The organism is Vibrio sp. L5-1 (genome assembly GCF_021728315.1).
In the GTDB taxonomy this organism is placed as follows: Bacteria; Pseudomonadota; Gammaproteobacteria; order Enterobacterales; family Vibrionaceae; genus Vibrio; species Vibrio splendidus_K.
Window position 1 is genome coordinate 56747 of sequence record NZ_JAKKCQ010000001.1, and the last position, 17489, is coordinate 74235.

Annotated in this window: 13 protein-coding genes; 6 read left to right on the forward strand and 7 right to left on the reverse strand. The window is 44.0% G+C overall.

Annotated elements, in window-relative coordinates:
- Positions 1–28: 28 nt before the first annotated feature.
- A complete protein-coding gene (locus L3V35_RS00265; protein ID WP_017094544.1) occupies positions 29–2503 on the reverse strand; it encodes an EAL domain-containing protein in 2475 nt (824 codons plus the stop codon).
- Entirely contained in the window at positions 2500–3618 is a 1119-nt protein-coding gene (locus L3V35_RS00270) for a substrate-binding domain-containing protein (RefSeq protein WP_237298066.1), read from the reverse strand. Before L3V35_RS00270 ends, L3V35_RS00265 begins: the two co-directional genes overlap by 4 nt.
- Positions 3619–3699: 81 nt before the next feature.
- Here L3V35_RS00270 and L3V35_RS00275 point away from each other — a divergent pair, with 81 nt between their 5' ends.
- The gene (locus L3V35_RS00275; protein WP_237298067.1) at positions 3700–4794 is read left to right on the forward strand and encodes a substrate-binding domain-containing protein; all 1095 of its coding nucleotides are present in this window, start codon (positions 3700–3702) and stop codon (positions 4792–4794) included.
- 140 nt (positions 4795–4934) lie between these two features.
- Here L3V35_RS00275 and L3V35_RS00280 read toward each other — a convergent pair whose 3' ends face one another.
- Entirely contained in the window at positions 4935–6617 is a 1683-nt protein-coding gene (locus L3V35_RS00280) for an alkaline phosphatase family protein (protein ID WP_237298068.1), read from the reverse strand.
- Positions 6618–6813: 196 nt separating this feature from the next.
- Positions 6814–7602 (reverse strand): SUMF1/EgtB/PvdO family nonheme iron enzyme, encoded by a 789-nt coding sequence (locus tag L3V35_RS00285; RefSeq protein WP_017082350.1) that lies wholly within the window; start codon positions 7600–7602, stop codon positions 6814–6816.
- A gap of 136 nt (positions 7603–7738) precedes the next feature.
- Between L3V35_RS00285 and L3V35_RS00290 the strand changes: the two genes are divergently transcribed.
- Positions 7739–9070, forward strand: coding sequence for an anaerobic sulfatase maturase (locus tag L3V35_RS00290; RefSeq protein ID WP_017080106.1), 1332 nt, complete (start codon positions 7739–7741; stop codon positions 9068–9070).
- 87 nt (positions 9071–9157) lie between these two features.
- Complete coding sequence (locus tag L3V35_RS00295) at positions 9158–10216, forward strand: HEAT repeat domain-containing protein (protein ID WP_237298069.1); 1059 nt, start codon at positions 9158–9160, stop codon at positions 10214–10216.
- 147 nt (positions 10217–10363) lie between these two features.
- Here the strand turns inward: L3V35_RS00295 and ggt are convergent, their stop codons facing one another.
- Positions 10364–12094, reverse strand: a complete 1731-nt coding sequence (ggt, locus tag L3V35_RS00300; RefSeq protein ID WP_237298070.1) for a gamma-glutamyltransferase — start codon at positions 12092–12094, stop codon at positions 10364–10366.
- A gap of 619 nt (positions 12095–12713) precedes the next feature.
- On the opposite strand from ggt, the gene L3V35_RS00305 reads away from it, so the two are divergent.
- From L3V35_RS00305 to L3V35_RS00315, 3 genes are all read left to right on the forward strand, one after another.
- Complete coding sequence (locus L3V35_RS00305) at positions 12714–14180, forward strand: methyl-accepting chemotaxis protein (RefSeq protein ID WP_237290159.1); 1467 nt, start codon at positions 12714–12716, stop codon at positions 14178–14180.
- Between the two features lie 118 nt (positions 14181–14298).
- Positions 14299–15435 (forward strand): outer membrane beta-barrel protein, encoded by a 1137-nt coding sequence (locus L3V35_RS00310; RefSeq protein ID WP_146453763.1) that lies wholly within the window; start codon positions 14299–14301, stop codon positions 15433–15435.
- A 9-nt stretch (positions 15436–15444) separates the two neighbouring features.
- Positions 15445–15855, forward strand: coding sequence for a phosphate ABC transporter substrate-binding protein (locus L3V35_RS00315; protein ID WP_237298071.1), 411 nt, complete (start codon positions 15445–15447; stop codon positions 15853–15855).
- Between the two features lie 85 nt (positions 15856–15940).
- On the opposite strand, the gene L3V35_RS00320 is transcribed toward L3V35_RS00315, so the two are convergent.
- Together L3V35_RS00320 and L3V35_RS00325 are read right to left on the reverse strand one after the other, a co-directional pair.
- On the reverse strand, positions 15941–17008 hold the full coding sequence (locus tag L3V35_RS00320; protein ID WP_146453759.1) for a sulfate ABC transporter permease: 1068 nt from the start codon (positions 17006–17008) through the stop codon (positions 15941–15943).
- A 1-nt stretch (position 17009) separates the two neighbouring features.
- Positions 17010–17486, reverse strand: coding sequence for a hypothetical protein (locus L3V35_RS00325; RefSeq protein WP_017080103.1), 477 nt, complete (start codon positions 17484–17486; stop codon positions 17010–17012).
- Positions 17487–17489: the final 3 nt, after the last annotated feature.

A 17489-nucleotide genomic window follows, 5' to 3' on the forward strand; every position in this document is an offset into this window, starting at 1 on the left:
CTGAACTGTTTAATTTAAATAACGGATACTAAGCCTCTTTTGGGCTCTGTTCTGAGTTAAGCAAGAAGTAGGACACCCAATCATCAATAGGTAAAGGTCGCGCGAAGAAATAGCCTTGAGCGTATTTGCAACCGATCTGGCGCAGAGTCGTTACATGATTCTGGGTTTCAAGGCCTTCTGCAATCACTGAGAAATCGAGTATTTGCGCGAGCTTCAGAACCGCGCAAGTAATCTCATAATCTACTTTTGACGAGTTAATATCTTCAATAAAGCTTCGATCTAATTTTACGCAATCGGCGGAAAGATTCTTCAACACCGACAACGAAGAATAACCCGTTCCAAAATCATCGATAGCGATCTTGTAACCCTTAGAATGAAGTACCTCGATGGTCCTTGAACAGGTCTCGAAATCTCGCATCATATCCCTTTCTGTGATTTCCAGAAGCAGTTGATGAGGCTGACAATCTGTTTCGTCGAGTATCACTTGTAACTGGTCTGCGAGATCGGTCATATAGAACATTCTCGCTGAGAAGTTGATGGAAAAAATTACGCCCTGTAGGTCCATTCCCGCGCGTTGCCATTCGGTAATCAGATTCGCTACTTTCTTAAATACCCATTTATCAATGTCGATAATGAGATCACTTTTTTCGGCAACCTCAAGGAAATCGACGGGCGGTAATAAGCCCAGTTTAGGGTGACGCCAACGTATTAGAGCTTCGGCACCAATGATGTCTTGCGAGTCTAAGTTGACTTTGGGTTGGAAGAAGACTTCAAGCTCGTCATTGGCAATGGCTTGATGAAGCCCCATGTTGGTTTCAATCAAGTCATTTACCTCGTGAGTCATTTCGTCCGCGTAGACGCGATATTGATCTCGGCCGTTTCGCTTTGCGTGATACATTGCTGTGTCCGCATTTCTGATTAGAGTTTCACGATCTAAACCATGAGTAGGGTACTCACACACACCAATACTCGCCGATACAAAGATAGAATTATCATCGATGTAATAAGGCTTTCTTAACGCTTGATTTAAGCGGTCTGCGATAGGTTCGCCTTCGTCTAACCCAATGTTTGAGTAAACAACCAAGAACTCGTCTCCGCCCATTCGCGCAACAAAGCCTTTATCACCCACTAAGTTACTCAATATGTGCCCGACATTGACTAATAAGTTGTCACCTGGTGCATGCCCTAAAGAATCATTAATGGTCTTAAACTCGTCAATGTCGAGGTAGAACAGCAAGAAAGAGGCGTTGTTCTCATAGGATTTCCTGATCTCTTCATCTAACTGTTTGGTTGCCAATAGTCGATTTGCCAAACTGGTCAGTGGATCGTGGTGGGCGAGGAAGTCGAAATTCTTTTTTTCTTCAGTGAGGTCTAGGTATGCTTTAGATAGCCTTGAAGCCATATCATTATAGGCTTTCTCTAAGTGAGACCATTCGTCACTTCGGCCCAAGTTAATGGGGTTTTTTAGGCTTCCAGACTCTAGACGATCGAAGCCATGTCTCAGTGCATTGAGTGGCTTTCGAATGTGATGTCGAACAACGTGGTGAACCAACAACATCGATAATACAACGGCTGAAAAACTGATAATAATGGCGTTTAGTCTTGATAAACCGATCTCTTTTTCAAGCTGGTCGGTTAATTCTAAGGCTTGGCTTTGTACGCGTGACTCGGTTTTTTCTACCATCTCCAATAGGTCGCTTTGAGCGACTAAGAGTGAAGCCATCACCAACCAACGCTGCTCCAGATTAGCTCTAATGCGCTTTAAAGCGGCGTTGTATCGTTTCACCGTTCGATTGATTCTTTTCTTCTCAGCAATAACCGCCGTCGTTTCGATATCAACGTTTTCTAAGTGGAGTAAGAATATATCGAGTTCTTTCTCGACTTCGATAAGCAGTACTTTCTCCGTTTCTGGCGTGATGCGACTGTGAATGTCTCCAACCATTTTTCCTGAGGTGAGGAACGACTCTCTCAACATGTTGATAAGATCTAATTCATTGTTATAACGAATGAAATTGGGTTGGTCTAAGTGCCTAAGCTTGCTGTCGGCTATCGCAAATTCGAGCTGATCAAGCTGTTCGGCTAAGGTGGCGTCGATCTGATTGGTCTGCTTTAGAATTCGATTTAATGCGAGCGAACTGCCTAAGAAACGATGGAAGTTATCGATAAAGGCATCAATTTTTTGCGAGAAACCTTCGTTAGTTGATAGGTCTCTGAGTCGTTGAAGCTGGAAATCCACATTAAATGCTTCTTCCGACAGTGTGGTTTCACTGAACAAAAAAGTTTGTTCAAGTAGCTTAACTCGAGAGGTGAGCGTAAATACGCGTCGGCTGATTTCAGAGTTAACAATCAAGTCTGATACGTGTGTAGAAGTTTCGTTTTTAAGCGTTGACTCGACGTAATAGAGAGATCGAATCACCATGATGACAGCAAAGCTGACAATCAAAAGCGAAAGCAGGTTCGAAATAATGAGTCGTTGGGTGATGTTTATCTGAGGTAATTTCATTGTGGCTTCCAAATTTTCAGATACGCTTCACGGTAGCCATTTTTAGGGTCGTAGATGCCTTTGTCTGACTGGCTGATGAGTTCTTCAACATTATCGGGCGTGACGAGATGCACAGGGGCAGAGTAGCCACTTGGCGGCATGTGATTAAATGCTCGGTTGAGTTCGTCGACTATTTGCCAGCCTTGTAGATATAAGGGTTCAGGTACTGTTGCCAGTTGGAATTGACCGCTATTAATTCTTTTGTACGCTGCCTTGCTACCGTCACCCGCTGAGATGTTTTGTGGTATCAACCGGTACTCCTCTAGGTTTGATTCCAAAGACGGGATAGCGTAGTCAATGTACAGGTCGTTGATTGCCAGAAGATGAGTGACTTTCTCGCCGTACTTCTCATCTAGGTTCTTTAATGTCGCAGGCATTTGCTCGGCAATTTTATCGAGCGGTAAATAGTTAAGCTCAAGTACATCACAAGTGCTGCAACGCTTGATGGTATTGACCATTGCGTTGGCTTTGATCATCGCGATTTCATAGTTAGGGTCGGTGAACACCACGGTTCTCGCTCGACCGTTTGAGTTTACAATCGCGAGTAGCGCGGCCACTTCCGCCACATCGAGAGGGTCGGTGGTGATGTTGGTGTATAAACCTATTTCTGGATTACCACCGACAAGTTCAGTCGCGTGCCATCCAATGACAACGATTCCCAGATCTTCAGCTTGTTTCAAAATGGTTTTGTGTCGGACAGCGTCAATGCCGCCCAAAACAATGGCATCGGGCTCAAAACCAATCGCTTTCCTGATAGCTGCACCTTGGCGCACTTCTGAGCCTAATCCATCGATGAATCTAAGGTGCCAATTGATGTTAGAAATGGCTTCAGATATGCCTTTCCCAACGCCATAAACGCCACCATTACGTAAATCAGACGCGACAAAAATAACGTTCTTTTCATGGCGCACAGCAGGGCCTTGTGTGGGGCCATTCCACGTTCGTTGGTTGGAAACCGCACGCATCACTTTTTCTTCAGCATATTGGAAGAAATCGTCTTCATGATTACCCGCAAAACTCTGAGAGTAGCAAGTAATAGCGAGCAACAAACTCGCAAAATTTAATCTATTATTCATATGGCTTATAAAACGCTTTAACTTATAATCGCTCTATATTTATAATAATGTTAATAAACATTCAAACATTTGGTAACAGTTATGCCGGATCAAATTTGTAAAAACGTCTTGCTAACCCTACTGACAGCGTGTTTTTCCTTCCCTTTGTACGCCAAGTCTGACCGGGTAAGGGTGGAGGCTGATGCTCAGAAACTCGAAAAATTTCAAGAGACTGTGAGTGGCGAACCGATTCTTTTGGCTCCAATGTCGGTAGAAAAACCGGTTAGAATTGCATTAATTTACCCAAGTGCAGATATTTCTGACTTTTGGACAAGAAATTACACAGCATTGAAGCAAAGGCTCGTCGCTTTGGAGTTACCATTTGAGATCAGCGAGTTCACTTCAAGGCAAATTGAGCACTCATTGCAGACCCAATACACCGAACAAGTGTTGAACTCTGAAACCCCTTACGACTTCGTTATTTTCGGCCCTTCTGAGCTGGGTATTCAAGCTGAGAATATTCAAAAACTGTCTGCTTCGACAGAGTTCAAAACCTTTATTTGGGCTTTTCACACGCCTAATGAACAATGGAAACATCAACCGGATAGCTGGTTCGATTTTTCAAGCGCGATGGGGGCCGATGTCCTGTGTGACCATGTGGTGAAAGAGCTCGGTAACGACGTGGAATTTTCAGCGAATCGTGGGATTCCGGGAATAACCGATACTCAACGCTCACAAGGTTTCATTGATTGCGTAGAAGAGAAAGGTGATTGGCTAACAGTGTATGAGCATTTTGGGCAATACCAGAAGATAGGCGGTGCCGATGGGATTCGTTTAGTGCTCGGTAATTTCCCCGAGGTGACCATGGTTCACAACGCCAATACTGCGATGACCATGGGAGCGGTGGATGCATTAAACAATGCCGACATGTTGTCTGAAATCTATGTGACGGGTTGGGGCGGTACAGCGAAAGAGATTGAAAAGATTCGTACGGATGAACTGGATGCGACTCCAATGAGAATGAGTGATGACCTTGGTGTGGCAACGGCCGAAGCGATCAAGTTTCATTTGGAAGAGCGTGAAGCAGAAGTCCCACTGGTTTATTTAGGCCGTATCACGGTTGTGCACAACAAGATGAATAATGACCAGTTGGATCAGCTGACCAGAGAAGCGTTTCGATATTCTGGTAAGAACTAGGTTAGATTCAATCTATCCTTTATCGATCAAAAAGAGCCGCTTATCTGTTTCGACTGAATCAGTCTGAATATGATAAACGACTCTTTTAATGAGTGGGTTCTGGATTCGAAATCTAGCTCTCGAAACCTTAGAGGTATACTCTACTCAGTGACCTCTTGTAATACCTCTCCAATTGATCCACTTGGTTGGGTTATACCCAGTTTGTTCGAAAGTGTTGGCGCAATGTCGTATGGCGTGATTGCACGTGAGATCTTCTGAGCTTCAACGTCGTAGCCTGCGAAGATTACAGGGACATGCGTATCGTACTTCCATGGCGAGCCATGTGTAGAGGCGATTTGAAGGCCTTCCATGTCGTTAATGTAACTACGCGGTGCAAATACCACATACACGTCACCAGAACGAGCAGGGTGGTAGTTGTTTTTGATTAGCTGCATCACATGAGTATCAGGCACTCGGTTCGCTGCAATATCGCTGCTTGATACTGCAAACGCTACACCCTTCACTTTCGCTATTTCATCGGCGATCGCTTCCTGCACTTTAGCTAGGTCAAGTTTCTTCTCTGCGATTAAATCGTGATTCAGATAGATATAAGGCTGTGCATACAAGCGAATTGCGTCTTTGGATAAACCAAATTGATCCTTCAATCTTTTTTCTACGCCACTCGAGAGCAGTGTGTCTCTATTGAAGTATTGAGCTTGATTAAAGCCAAGCGCATTTGCCGCAGGTGAAGATTCAGGGACACCATGATCGGCAGACAACACAATTAATGTATTTTTTAGCCCGACTTGGTTATCAACGGTTTTAAGAAGCTTGGCGATCGTCTTATCAAGTCGAATTAGATTGTCTTCTGTTTCTAGGCTTTCAGGGCCGTATAAGTGCACCACGTAGTCGTTTGATGAGAAACTCACAGACAGATAATCAGTCACTTCACCTTGGCCTAGCTTCTCTTGCATCAACAGTGTGCTTGCAAAGTTTTCTGTGATCTCGTCACCGGCCGGGCTAACGGTTAGCGTTGTGCTGTAGTACTTGTAACTTGCAGGGCCATAAGGGTGAGGGAAGGTGCGTTGGAAGTCACCGAGTTTCACTTTGTGTTCGGTATCGTGTTCTTGAAGCGTGTACTTCTCACGTGGTAATGAGAGCTCCCACTTCTGTTTCGAGTACTGAGCAGCAATCGCTTTCTCGTTCCAACGTGATACCCAATCTGGATACTCGTCGTAGTAATAGTTGCTGGTGACAAACTCAGATTGCGCTTTGGAGAACCAGAAGGCTTTACCACTGTGTCCCGCCAATGAGATTGCGCCGCGGTCTTTCACTGATACACCGAACACTTTTGATTTGCCACTATTGGAAACCGTCAACTCGTCACCAAACGTGGTGGAAAGTATTGGCTCCGGAGAACGTCCATCGCCCTGTGCTGTCTTTTGCGTTGGGTCGATCTCAGTTGCTTTGTCGACACCCGCGCCAGAGGTCAACATTTTGTAGTTGCCGTCTTCTACGTTATACACCAAACGCTCTTCGCTACGGTCATACCAAACGTTACCTACCATGCCGTGTACGCTCGGTGGCGCACCGGTTGCAAGCGACACATGGCCCACGATCGTTTCCGTGTTGCCATGTTGGTAGTTCGCGTTGGTGTAGTAAGTGCCGTCATCCATTAAGTACCGGAAACCACCTTCACCGAAGTTATGCTTATATCGTTCGATTAGATCTGCGCGCAGGCCATCTACCGTGATTTGAAGGACTAGATCTGGCTTTTCCGCAGCCGAAGCTGGGAGAGCACAGAGTAACGCGAGTGTCAGTCCTGAAAGCTTGGTGTATTGCATAGAGTTTCCTTATTCAGTATTGCCGCAGAGTTCTAAGGTTTGGTCAGATTTCTAACGTGTATACAGTGCGAATCGTATTTTTAGGATTGTTGGTGAAGATTATTGAGTCATAACCGTCGGCACCTTAGTTAGTTCGCACATTTAGCTGGTTCACATCTTTAGTTAGTTCGCATCTCTAGCTAGTTCAGAGCCTTAGCTAGTTCGTATCCTTAACTAAACGCAGGCCCATGTCCGACATAGTGATCGATTGGCTTGCGAAGTCGCGACGGTAACTTTCAGATTCGTTTTGGTCATAAGCAAAGCTGCCACCGCGAACCGATTTATGTGATAAACCAACGTCGCTGTGTTTTGCGTTGTTAGGATTGTCTGTTGGACCGAATCGGTAGAAGGTGTCATCGAAGGCATCAATTACAAACTCACCCACGTTTCCGGTCATGTCATATAAGCCTAGTTCATTTGGCTTCTTTAGCCCGACTGGATGTGCGCTATTTTTAGAATTTGCTGAGTACCACGCGACATCATCTAAGTTATTGGAACCACTGTAAGTATAGCCTTTGCTCTTGTTGCCACCTTTCGCTGCAAATTCCCATTCAGCTTCAGTCGGCAGGCGGTATTCTTCACCTGTAAGTTCGTTCAATTGTTCAACGAAGTAGTTCGCCTGTTGCCAACTTAAGTTATTGACCGGAACTTGTGGGTTTTGGAAATAACTGAGAGATGAACCCATCACCGATTCGAACAATTCTTGAGTCACCTCAAACTTCGCAATGTAGAAACTATCTACAGTTATATCTCGCGCTGGTCGTTCTGCTTTGGTCGCTTCAGGATCGTTCGAACCCATGGTGAATGTACCACCTTCAACTAGCACCATCTCTTGGTCGATTTGTTGGGCGATAGGGTGTGTAGGCACGCTCGCACAGCCGCTTAGGAAAATAGTCATGGTGACGCTGCTGATCGCCGCTAATTGTTTGTAATTGAAAAATTTCATCACGTGCCTCGAATGTTCGAAATAGAGGGCAATTTTAACGTTTAAGGTCATTCCTATTGGTTATAAAGGGTATAACATGCCACTGACTGAAATAGGCATTATGATGGCTACAGACACTAAGATAGGTAGATAAATCATGCATATTACTCAAGGTCCACAATACAATGGTAAAGCGTCTAAACGCTTGCATGTTATGGCTAAGCCAATTGGCGCAGCGTGCAACATTGACTGTAAATATTGTTATTACCTAAGTAAGCAAGATTTGTTGGAGTACAAGAAAGGCAGTTCTCCAAGAATGGATGATGAGACGTTAGAAACCTACATCCGACAATACATCGAAGGTCAAAATACGCCTGAAATTATCTTCTCATGGCAGGGCGGTGAACCGACCATGCTGGGTTTAGCGTACTTTGAAAGAGTGGTTGAACTACAGAAAAAGTACCGACCTGAAGGTGTGTTGATCTCAAACGATCTGCAAACCAATGGCACATTATTGAATGACGACTGGGGGCGATTCTTAGCACAGAACAATTTCCTAATCGGCTTGAGTATTGATGGCCCTGAAATGCTACACAACGCGTATCGTGTCAACAGAGCAGGCCGTGGTACATTCAAACAAGTGATGGCGGCCGTTGAACTGCTGCACAAACACCAAGTGAAATTCGCAACGCTGACTTGTGTGAATAACCTCACCAGTCAAAATGCACTTGAGGTGTATCGCTTCCTACGTGATGTGGTGAAGTCACCGCAAATGCAGTTTATCCCTATCGTTGAGCAAAAAACCTTTAGAACGGTTGCGCCACAAACGTCTCAAGTGAGTGAGCAGCTTAAACAAGGCGACAAACGCCTTATCCCCGGCCATAAAGACTCGATTATGGAATCGTGGTGTGTGTCGGACTTGGCTTGGGGTAACTTCCTTATTTCTGTATTTGATGAGTGGGCGAAGAACGACATCGGTAAAGTGTTCGTTCAGTATTTTGAAGCAAGTTTAGAAACATGGATAGGGCGTCCTAACCCGCTTTGTACTCTGAATGAAATCTGCGGTAAAGGCCTCGCGATGGAGCCTAATGGCGACGTATTCTCATGCGACCACTATGTTTACCCTGAATACAAGATTGGCAATATTCATCACGAGAAGCTTGATGACTTGGCGTACAGCGCACCACAGCAAAAGTTTGGTTTCGCTAAATCACGCACAATGACCAGTCAATGTCAGCAGTGTGATTACAAGTTTGCTTGTCATGGTGAATGTCCTAAAAACCGCTTTATCAAAACTCGCGCAGGCGAACCGGGCTTGAACTACTTATGTGCAGGTTGGCACAAGTTCTTTTCTCATGTCGACAAGTCGATGGCTTATATCGCTCGTGCGATGGGGCATCCGGTTGCTCATGGCAAATTCAGTGACTCAGTATTGATGGCACATCGTGCAAAACAGGCGCAACAAACTACGTTCGAGACCAAGTTTTAACTCGTTTTTTGGGTCAACAGGTCTAAGACAAATTTAATCAGATACGAGTCTAAGGACAGGCTAAGTTCTCCAGTTTAAGGTAATACTATGATGAAGAAGAGTTTAGCGACGGCTGTTGCTCTATTAGTTTCAACGTCCGCATTGATTTCAACGTCTGCGATGGCAGCGAATAGCGTTCAGCAAACTGTTGACGCTCCGGCACAAAATATCAATCAAGTGCTCGAAATGACGGACACACAAACCCGTATTCAACAGTTGTCTTACATGGCACAAGATCAGAACCAATCTATAGAGAATCGTACTGGTGCACTGCAAGAGCTTGCTTCATACCCAAGCCAGAATGCGCTGGTGGCGGTGGCAAGAGGTTTGAAAGATCAAAACCCTGAAGTTCGTGAGGCTTCGATTATCGGTTCTTCGCCATATCAACTTGAGCATCGTTGGGCGTTAGTTTCACCTTTGCTGAGCGATACAGATTCTATGGTTCGTCACTCGGCAACATCGAACTTAGTACGTGATTACAATACGTTAGATAAAGAACAGAAAGCACAAATTGAACAACCCGTCGCTGAGTTAATCACATTCTTGGAATCACAAGAATCTGAAAAGTTTCAATTGTTGTTCGCTGACGTGCTCCGTTGGCACAATGAATGGGATAAAGCGGAAACGATTTATCTTGAGTTGATTAATACTCACCAGAAAGACCCTCAAGTTTGGCTGAGCTACGCGGATAACTTCCGAGCTCAGAATAAAGATCAACAAGCGGTCGAGGTGTTGGATCGTGGTTTGAAGAACGTGCCGGACAATGCAGCGATGCACTATTCTAAATCATTAACTTTGGTTCGCCTTGAAGACAAGGCAGCAGCAGCCAAAGAGATTGAAGTAGCAGCAGAACTTGCAAAAGATAACAGCTACTACTGGTACTTGAATGGGGTACTACAAGAAGAGCTGGATATCGACAAATCGACTAAATCGTTCGAGAAAGCGTATTTGATCTCTGGTTCTCCAGAGCAGTTATATGCGGTATGTGATATCTACGTGCGATACGGCAACGACAAGACCGATGATTGCTTAAGTGAGCTAGGTAAAGTGGCTCCTGACTATGTTATTGAGCAGTTGAAAGAGAAGCGAGTAGCGCCAAGTTCATAATATTTGAATGAGTAAATAGATAAGCCGCTTATGAAAAGCCAGTCGAAATATTCGACTGGCTTTTTCGTATCAATGAACTGCTTATACAAGGCTCAAGTGACTAGAGACAAAACAAGGGCAAGCCTATTACTTGCCCGTTTCGTTTTATCATTCCCCTATAGAGCTTGATGCACGGCGTCTGTCGGTCGCGCCATGGATCTTGCCATCTTTGATTTCAATGGCGTTCAAACCGCTGACCACTGGAATGACATGTACTGGGTAACCGAGCTGCATAAATTCTGGAACCAACATTTCAGCGTAAGTCTTCTTCTCGACCAACAAACCTGTTGGATCATAAGGTTTGGTGCGGTCGATCTTGGTGCCGTACTGAATGTTCGGCAGGTCAATTGCTTCCTGCGCAGACAGACCCCAATCTAAAACACCAACCACAGTTTTCAACACGTACCCCGGAATTTGTGAGCTACCAGGAGAACCTACCACTAAACGCAGGTCGTCTTTTTTATCCATAACCATTAACGGGGTGATCGCGGAACGAGGTCGCTTACCTGCTTCAATAGAGTTTTGAGTCGGTTTACCGTTTATTGTGGGTTTGGTGGAGAAATTTGCCATTTGGGCATTAAGAATCACGCCGTCGACCATTACCCCTGACCCCATGCCTGTGCCGACGGTGCTGGTCATTGCAATGGCATTACCGTCTTTGTCGATGATAGATATGTGCCCTGTATCTTGGCTCTCAAAACCTTGATATTGAGCGTAATCGGTATCAGATAGCTTGCCTGCTTTCGGTTTTGTTTTGGCAATGCCACTCTCCGGAATGAGCTTACGTCGCTCGTCGATGTAGGTTTTGTCGAGTAGGGCAGCAATTGGCGCTTCAATGTAATCTGGGTCACCTGCATACGCAATGCGATCGGCTTTGGCGATTCTCATGGCTTCAGTCATCAAGCGCCAAGGTTCAACATCAGTTTTAGACATGGCGGCTAAGTCATAAGCTTCTAATATTTCAAGGCTTTGAGCAACCATCACGCCACCAGAGGCTGGATAACCGAACGAGACAATCTTGTTGCCTCGGTAGTCGCTTTCAATAACCTCACGCTGTTTGACTTGGTATTGTGCAAAATCTTCAATAGAGAGCTTTGCGTGGTCGGCATCTATTCTGCTGTTCACAGTTTCAACGATGTGCTTACCAAACTCGCCACCATAAAGGTACTTATCGCCTTGTTGAGAAATGTTGCTAAGAGTGTCAGCAAGCTTTGGGTTCTTCATCAATGTGCCGGTTGGTTTGATTTGGTCGTCACTCCAATACAGGGCTTCGATTTCTGGATCTTCAATCAATCGTTCTTGTTCACGAACCACGATGTCGTAGGTGTAGCTGTTCATCGCGTAACCCTTGCTTGCCAGTTCAATCGCGGGTTGAACAAGCTCAGACCATGGTAGCTTTCCGTATTGTTGATGAGTGCTATAGAGCAAGCGAAGTGTGCCAGGGATAGCAACAGAACGAGGGCCTAAAATCTCATTTCGACTGAGTGCTTTACCATCTGCTATAAACATATTTGGAGTCGCACTTGAGGGCGCTTCATCACGCCCATCCAGTGCGAGAAATTGATCTTTGTCTTTTTGATAAAACAGCGCAAAAGTACCACCGCCAATCCCTGTCATATCCGGTTCAACCACCGACATGGTCATCTGCATCGCCACCATCGCATCGACCGCATTACCGCCATGCTTAAGTACCGAATACCCGGTGCTGCTTACATATGGATTCGTTGCACTGACCATAAACTCTTCGCCACTTTCATCTGGCGTAATTGGAAAAGGATTTGGCTCAGCTGCGAAACCGACCGCTGAAACCAAACTTAAAGATAAAGTCGCTACTCGCATGCGTTCTCCGTTTAAGGTATCTGTTTATTCGCTCTAAGATTGACCGAGTAAGGGCGGTGAAGTTCGTGAGTTTGCAGCCTTTTTACACAATGCTGACGGCTCTGACAGAACCATTAAATTGTAGATCACTCTGCGACGTTAATTTATTACCAAGTTGAATGTAAGAAGGGTTTTGGCTTCTTTATATCGATTTAATCGTGACGATAGGTCTGCTCTTAAATAATAAAAATGAGGACAAAAACCGCAGAACTATATTTTAAATAAAGGGCCGATATTTTGATGACTAAGGGTTTTTAATAAAATGGTTATTTATACATGTTGATTTATATGGTTATTTTTCTGAGATAACAGTTTATAAATAATATTAACATTTCTGTCACTATTTTTGGTGTGACAGATTGATATACTGGTCAGATCTGTTATTGTTCGAATAATTAGTGCAGTTTATCATACTGTTTAGCAAGGAAAGCTTATGTTTACACTATCGATCAAGAATAGAATTCTAGCGTTATGTTTAGTTTCGTTAGTCGGGTTTATTAGTATTCTATTTGTTGGAGGGGATACATTAACCAACAATACAAAGCAGGTTAATCGAATTGATCAAGTGACTTATCCTGTCATGAATTCTGCTTCGTTGAATAGTGTTTTAATCTCTCAATTAGCAGAGCGTTTTAATTTAGCCGTGACTCTCGGTGATGAAGAGATTTTGGAGATGAATAAGCAAACTCTTGCTGCGATCCAAAGCAACTTCAATATTCAAATTTCATTGGACCCATCTTTACAGGGTTCATCCGCACTTTTGCAAAATCAAACCAATCAATATTTCGATCTGGCTTATCGTATCGCGCAAGGCATGATCGACGAAGAAATTAGCCTTAGTGAGGCAGGTCGTCTCGCGAAGCAAAGCACTGCAATTTTAGAAGAGCTTACTACGGGGATGAGTGAGTTTTCGTCGGCTCGTCAGTCAGAGTTTGAGAACGCAGTGCAAGAGTTGGAATCGAATAACAAAGCAGCTAACCAGATCATGAGTATTTCAGGTGCATTAGCCATGCTTGCTATGTGTATCTTTGGGTGGTTTGTTGTAAAAGGTATACGGAAAGATTTAGCAAACATCAGTGATAAAATGCGTGATATTGCGGAAGGAGATGGTGACCTAACCGTTCGCTTACAACACGAGAAAAACGACGAACTAAAACCTCTAGTTGAATCATTCAATAGCTTTGTTTCTCACCTACAACAAAACGTGACGCATACAATCGAAAACGTCACTCAATTGGACACTATTTCTGGCTCTTTGGTGAGATCTAGTCAGGTCACGAACGAACTTTCAACCAAACAACATCTTTCTATTGAAGAAGTATCTAGTTCATTAAATCAGTTGTTTGTTGCTGCCAGAGAGATCGCAACGAACGCGAATGATGCTTCGACTTCTGCTTCGAGTGCCAGTGAACAGGCGACACTAGGAGAGCAGCAGGTTAAAAGTACCATTTTAGCCGTGCAAGAACTGACGCAAGATGTAGGCAATGCTTCACAAGTGGTTAAGCAATTGAATGACAAGACTCAAAGTGCCGGATCTATCTTAGAGGCGATAAGCGCTATTGCTGAGCAAACAAATCTACTGGCACTAAATGCTGCAATCGAAGCGGCACGTGCTGGTGAGCAAGGTCGTGGTTTTGCTGTTGTTGCTGATGAAGTTAGAACGTTAGCATCAAGAACACAAACGTCGACACAAGAAATCCAATCTGTACTTTTGCAGTTACAAGAGCAAGCTAAAACAGCCTCTACGATCATTTCGGATAGCGTGACGAAAGCTGAAACTTGCGTTGAAAAGTCACTTGTTGCTGAAAACTCGCTACAAAAAATCACTTCCGAGATCACTGAAATCAGTCAGCGAAACGAAAGTATTGCCGCTGCAACTGAAGAGCAGGAACAAACTTCAACTCGTATAGAAACTTTTGTCGAAGAAATTAGAAAAATGGCAGAAGGTACAAGCAACAGCGTTCAACAAGTCGATGCAGTTGCTCATGACATTCAGGAAGTCACTCGTAACATATCAACATTAACTGGCCACTTTAAGGTGAGTTAAGCCCCCTAGAATCATTCCTTCTCTCTTTCTGGCTATGCCTCAAGGAGGGCGGGAGTATGCCCAACATTTGGGTTAATTACATAAAAACAAGAAACAACATAACAAATTGGAGTTAGTTATGAAGAAGACAGTGGTTGCTGCCCTAGTAAGTATGGCGTTTGGAGCAAATGCTGCAAATATGGATAACCTTCGTATTAGCGGATTTGGTTCTGTAGGTATCGGTAAGTCAGATAACGCGATCGGTTATGCTGGCTACACGGACGAAAAGTTGGATTGGGAGCAAGAAACACTAGCGGGCTTGCAGTTTGATTTTCAAGTTAACGAGCGAGCGAAGTTCGTGACGCAAATTGTTGCAAACAGCCGTTATGACTATGAACCAAAAATCGAAATGGCTTACGCCTCTTATGATTTTGATTCATTTACTGCCCGTGCAGGTAAGCTGCGTCTACCTCTGTTTTTCTACTCTGACTACACTGATCTTGGTTATGCATACCCTATGATCAGACCTTCTCAAGAATTGTATGAAAACATTGTTTTAAAGGGCTATACGGGCGCTGATTTATTGATTCCGATTGAGCTTGAAGATTCAAGCATTCTTCTTCAGCCTGTGGTCGGTATTGGTACTATTGATGAAGACGACTCAATTGTTGGTGAAGTTAAACTGGATAAACTATTCGGTATCAGTGCCAACTGGAACGTTGATGATTTTACTTTCCGTGGTTCGTACTTTGTTGCTGAGTCAAACCCTTCTTGTGATTTCCAAAACTCACAAGACCCGTATTGTCAATTGGGTGCAATGCTAGATAGCCAAGATGGTCAGTTCATCTCCTTGGGTGCTCAATATGACAATGGTGATCTGTTAGTTAATGTTGAAGCTGCGGATGTTCAGTTGGAAGGGCAGTTTTATGACTATCAATCGGTTTCTGGCTTGGTCGGTTACCGAATTAATGAATTTACGCCTTACGTTTCTGTTAGCTGGGTTGAAACAACAGACAACGAAGAGCGTGAAAACATGACTACGACGGCAATTAAAGAGTCGATGAATTACGAGCGTCTTTCTTACTCTGTTGGTAGTCGTTGGGATTTCGCTAAGAACATGTCTTTAAAAGCGGATGTGACGTATGTGGATTACCGAGATACTAGTGGTGGGTTCCAAAGCAATGTTGAAACAACAGCAAACCCATATATTGCAACGGGTAACTACCTTGAAGACAGCTCTATTGTCTATTCAGCACGTCTTGATTTCGTATTCTAAGGAGGCAACATGAAAAGTTTACTGGCAGCAATAACCGTAGCGGTTCTTTCATTTAACGCTTTTGCTGGAATGGTAGTGATTGGTAACAATGCTGGCGTTGATTCTCTATCTAAATCTGACGTTAAAAAGTTATTCATGGGTAAGAAAAGCAAGCTATCGAATGGTACCAAAGCACAGATCATCGAGCTGGCTGATGGTTCTGAAGGTCGACTAGCCTTCCATGAGGTGGCGACGGGGCGCAGCGAATCACAACTTCAATCAGCGTGGTCGCGACTTGTATTTACCGGTAAAGCTGAAGCGCCAATCCAGGTTGCAGACTACAACGAAGCAATCACAACGGTTGCTTCAAAAACCAACGCAATTGGTTATGTCGACGAAGCCGCTGTAACAGGTGACGTGAAAGTATTATTTAAATACTAAGCGTTGTTTGCTTACCAACATTAAAAAGCCCAAGGTTATTTGATTACCTTGGGCTTTTATTTAATGGTGATTGTTTAATTCTGGGTTAGAAAACGAAACTCAACATGATGGTGTAAAGGACGGCATCTTTGTCATCAAAACCAGTAAGTGCGTTGAAATCCTCAACAAAGGCACCGTTTGCTTTACGAGCCTCAAAATATTGCACTTCACCATTAATAGACACGTTAGGTAACACATCATAGTCAACGCCAATTAAGTAGCTGTTCCCCTCTAAGTGTTCATTGGAGTCAAATTGTGCGCCATAAACGACGTAAGGCGTGAATGACCCTAAGTGGTAGCCAAGACTTGCGTACATGGATGAAGAGAAGTCGCTAATTTGCCCTTCACTGGCAAGTACAGCTTGACCAAATTCATATTCAGCACCTAACGACCAAAGTTGGATGTGTTGGTTGTCTGCTGTTGGAAGTGAACCGATGTTTTTAATCTTTACGGTTTGGTCAAAATTGGAATCGAGGAATGACAAATTCCAACGATAATCTTCTCCACTCAATTGTAGATTGGCACCAAACATTCGATTTGTTTCAAACTCCAGCTCAGTTGTCGAATTGAAGTCGACCTCATTGTTGTCTTTTATACCGAAGAACGGGGAGAGTAATAGAGTCGCCTCATCACTTACATCGTGAGTCCAACTCACTTTGATACCATTGAAGGCAGTAATACCTAATACGGCGTTATATACCTCTGTTGGGGGTCTCGCCGTCATATAGGCTTGGCCGACATAGTAGTATTCAGAGGCAAGGAACAGTGGCAGCCTTAAGCGTCCAACACTGACATCGAAGTCGTTAAACTCATAACCGACGTAAGCCCACTCTAATTGAGGGTCACTCCAATCATATTGGGGTGGTTTGACAACTTGCACAGAAGCTTTGAATGAGTTGTAGAAGTAGTCTAACTGAACCCCAAATGTGGTATCACAGTCGTAACAATTTTCATCGGTAAAACCGCGGTTGATGATTAATGGATTATCGTTATCTGAGGTTGCCCAAGAAGTAGAACCGAATCCGCTTAACGAAAAATTATCGGTAAGTTCAATAATCGCAAAAGCCGGAGAGGCAACTGAAGCACACAGTACTGACGTAATTATTCTTTTCATATTATTTCTCCGAACTTATAACGTAGAGAATGTTGGCATTTTGAGGAACCGAAGAGAGTGGGGAGTAACCAATACGGTTTGGTTTGTCATCAAGCCAGTCCACTAAGCTGTCGGTTGACGCCGTTTTGATTTCTCTTGGATAACGCGCTTTTCCTGAAAAAGATAAACCAGCCCAGTGTGCATTCATTTGAGCGGCATTTTTTCCAAGCAAAAGCTGATAAAAGTCCTCTCTTTCGGCACTGTTCTCAGGCCAATCAGACAGTTCAACACGTTTGCCATTGAGGCGTTTAGTTTTCCCTCTATAGAGCTTTCGCGCTTTGTTTATTGATATCTCTTCAAATCCGGAGTCTAAAGAAAATATGGCATAATCTTCAGCGGCGTGAGCAGGGCTGAGAAGAAGCAAGCTTCCTAATAGCCCTACCGCGACTGGCAACATGACTCTGCGGGGAAGTGTTTTTATTGTTCTAATCCAATCCATGGG

Excerpts from the sequence above, each read along its gene's own strand:
- L3V35_RS00265 (WP_017094544.1), bottom strand. The coding sequence starts at position 2,503 with ATGAAATTACCTCAGATAAACATCACCCAACGACTCATTATTTCGAAC.
- L3V35_RS00270 (WP_237298066.1), bottom strand. The coding sequence starts at position 3,618 with ATGAATAATAGATTAAATTTTGCGAGTTTGTTGCTCGCTATTACTTGC.
- L3V35_RS00275 (WP_237298067.1), top strand. The coding sequence starts at position 3,700 with ATGCCGGATCAAATTTGTAAAAACGTCTTGCTAACCCTACTGACAGCG.
- L3V35_RS00280 (WP_237298068.1), bottom strand. The coding sequence starts at position 6,617 with ATGCAATACACCAAGCTTTCAGGACTGACACTCGCGTTACTCTGTGCT.
- L3V35_RS00285 (WP_017082350.1), bottom strand. The coding sequence starts at position 7,602 with ATGAAATTTTTCAATTACAAACAATTAGCGGCGATCAGCAGCGTCACC.
- L3V35_RS00290 (WP_017080106.1), top strand. The coding sequence starts at position 7,739 with ATGCATATTACTCAAGGTCCACAATACAATGGTAAAGCGTCTAAACGC.
- L3V35_RS00295 (WP_237298069.1), top strand. The coding sequence starts at position 9,158 with ATGATGAAGAAGAGTTTAGCGACGGCTGTTGCTCTATTAGTTTCAACG.
- ggt (WP_237298070.1), bottom strand. The coding sequence starts at position 12,094 with ATGCGAGTAGCGACTTTATCTTTAAGTTTGGTTTCAGCGGTCGGTTTC.
- L3V35_RS00305 (WP_237290159.1), top strand. The coding sequence starts at position 12,714 with ATGAATTCTGCTTCGTTGAATAGTGTTTTAATCTCTCAATTAGCAGAG.
- L3V35_RS00310 (WP_146453763.1), top strand. The coding sequence starts at position 14,299 with ATGAAGAAGACAGTGGTTGCTGCCCTAGTAAGTATGGCGTTTGGAGCA.
- L3V35_RS00315 (WP_237298071.1), top strand. The coding sequence starts at position 15,445 with ATGAAAAGTTTACTGGCAGCAATAACCGTAGCGGTTCTTTCATTTAAC.
- L3V35_RS00320 (WP_146453759.1), bottom strand. The coding sequence starts at position 17,008 with ATGAAAAGAATAATTACGTCAGTACTGTGTGCTTCAGTTGCCTCTCCG.
- L3V35_RS00325 (WP_017080103.1), bottom strand. The coding sequence starts at position 17,486 with ATGGATTGGATTAGAACAATAAAAACACTTCCCCGCAGAGTCATGTTG.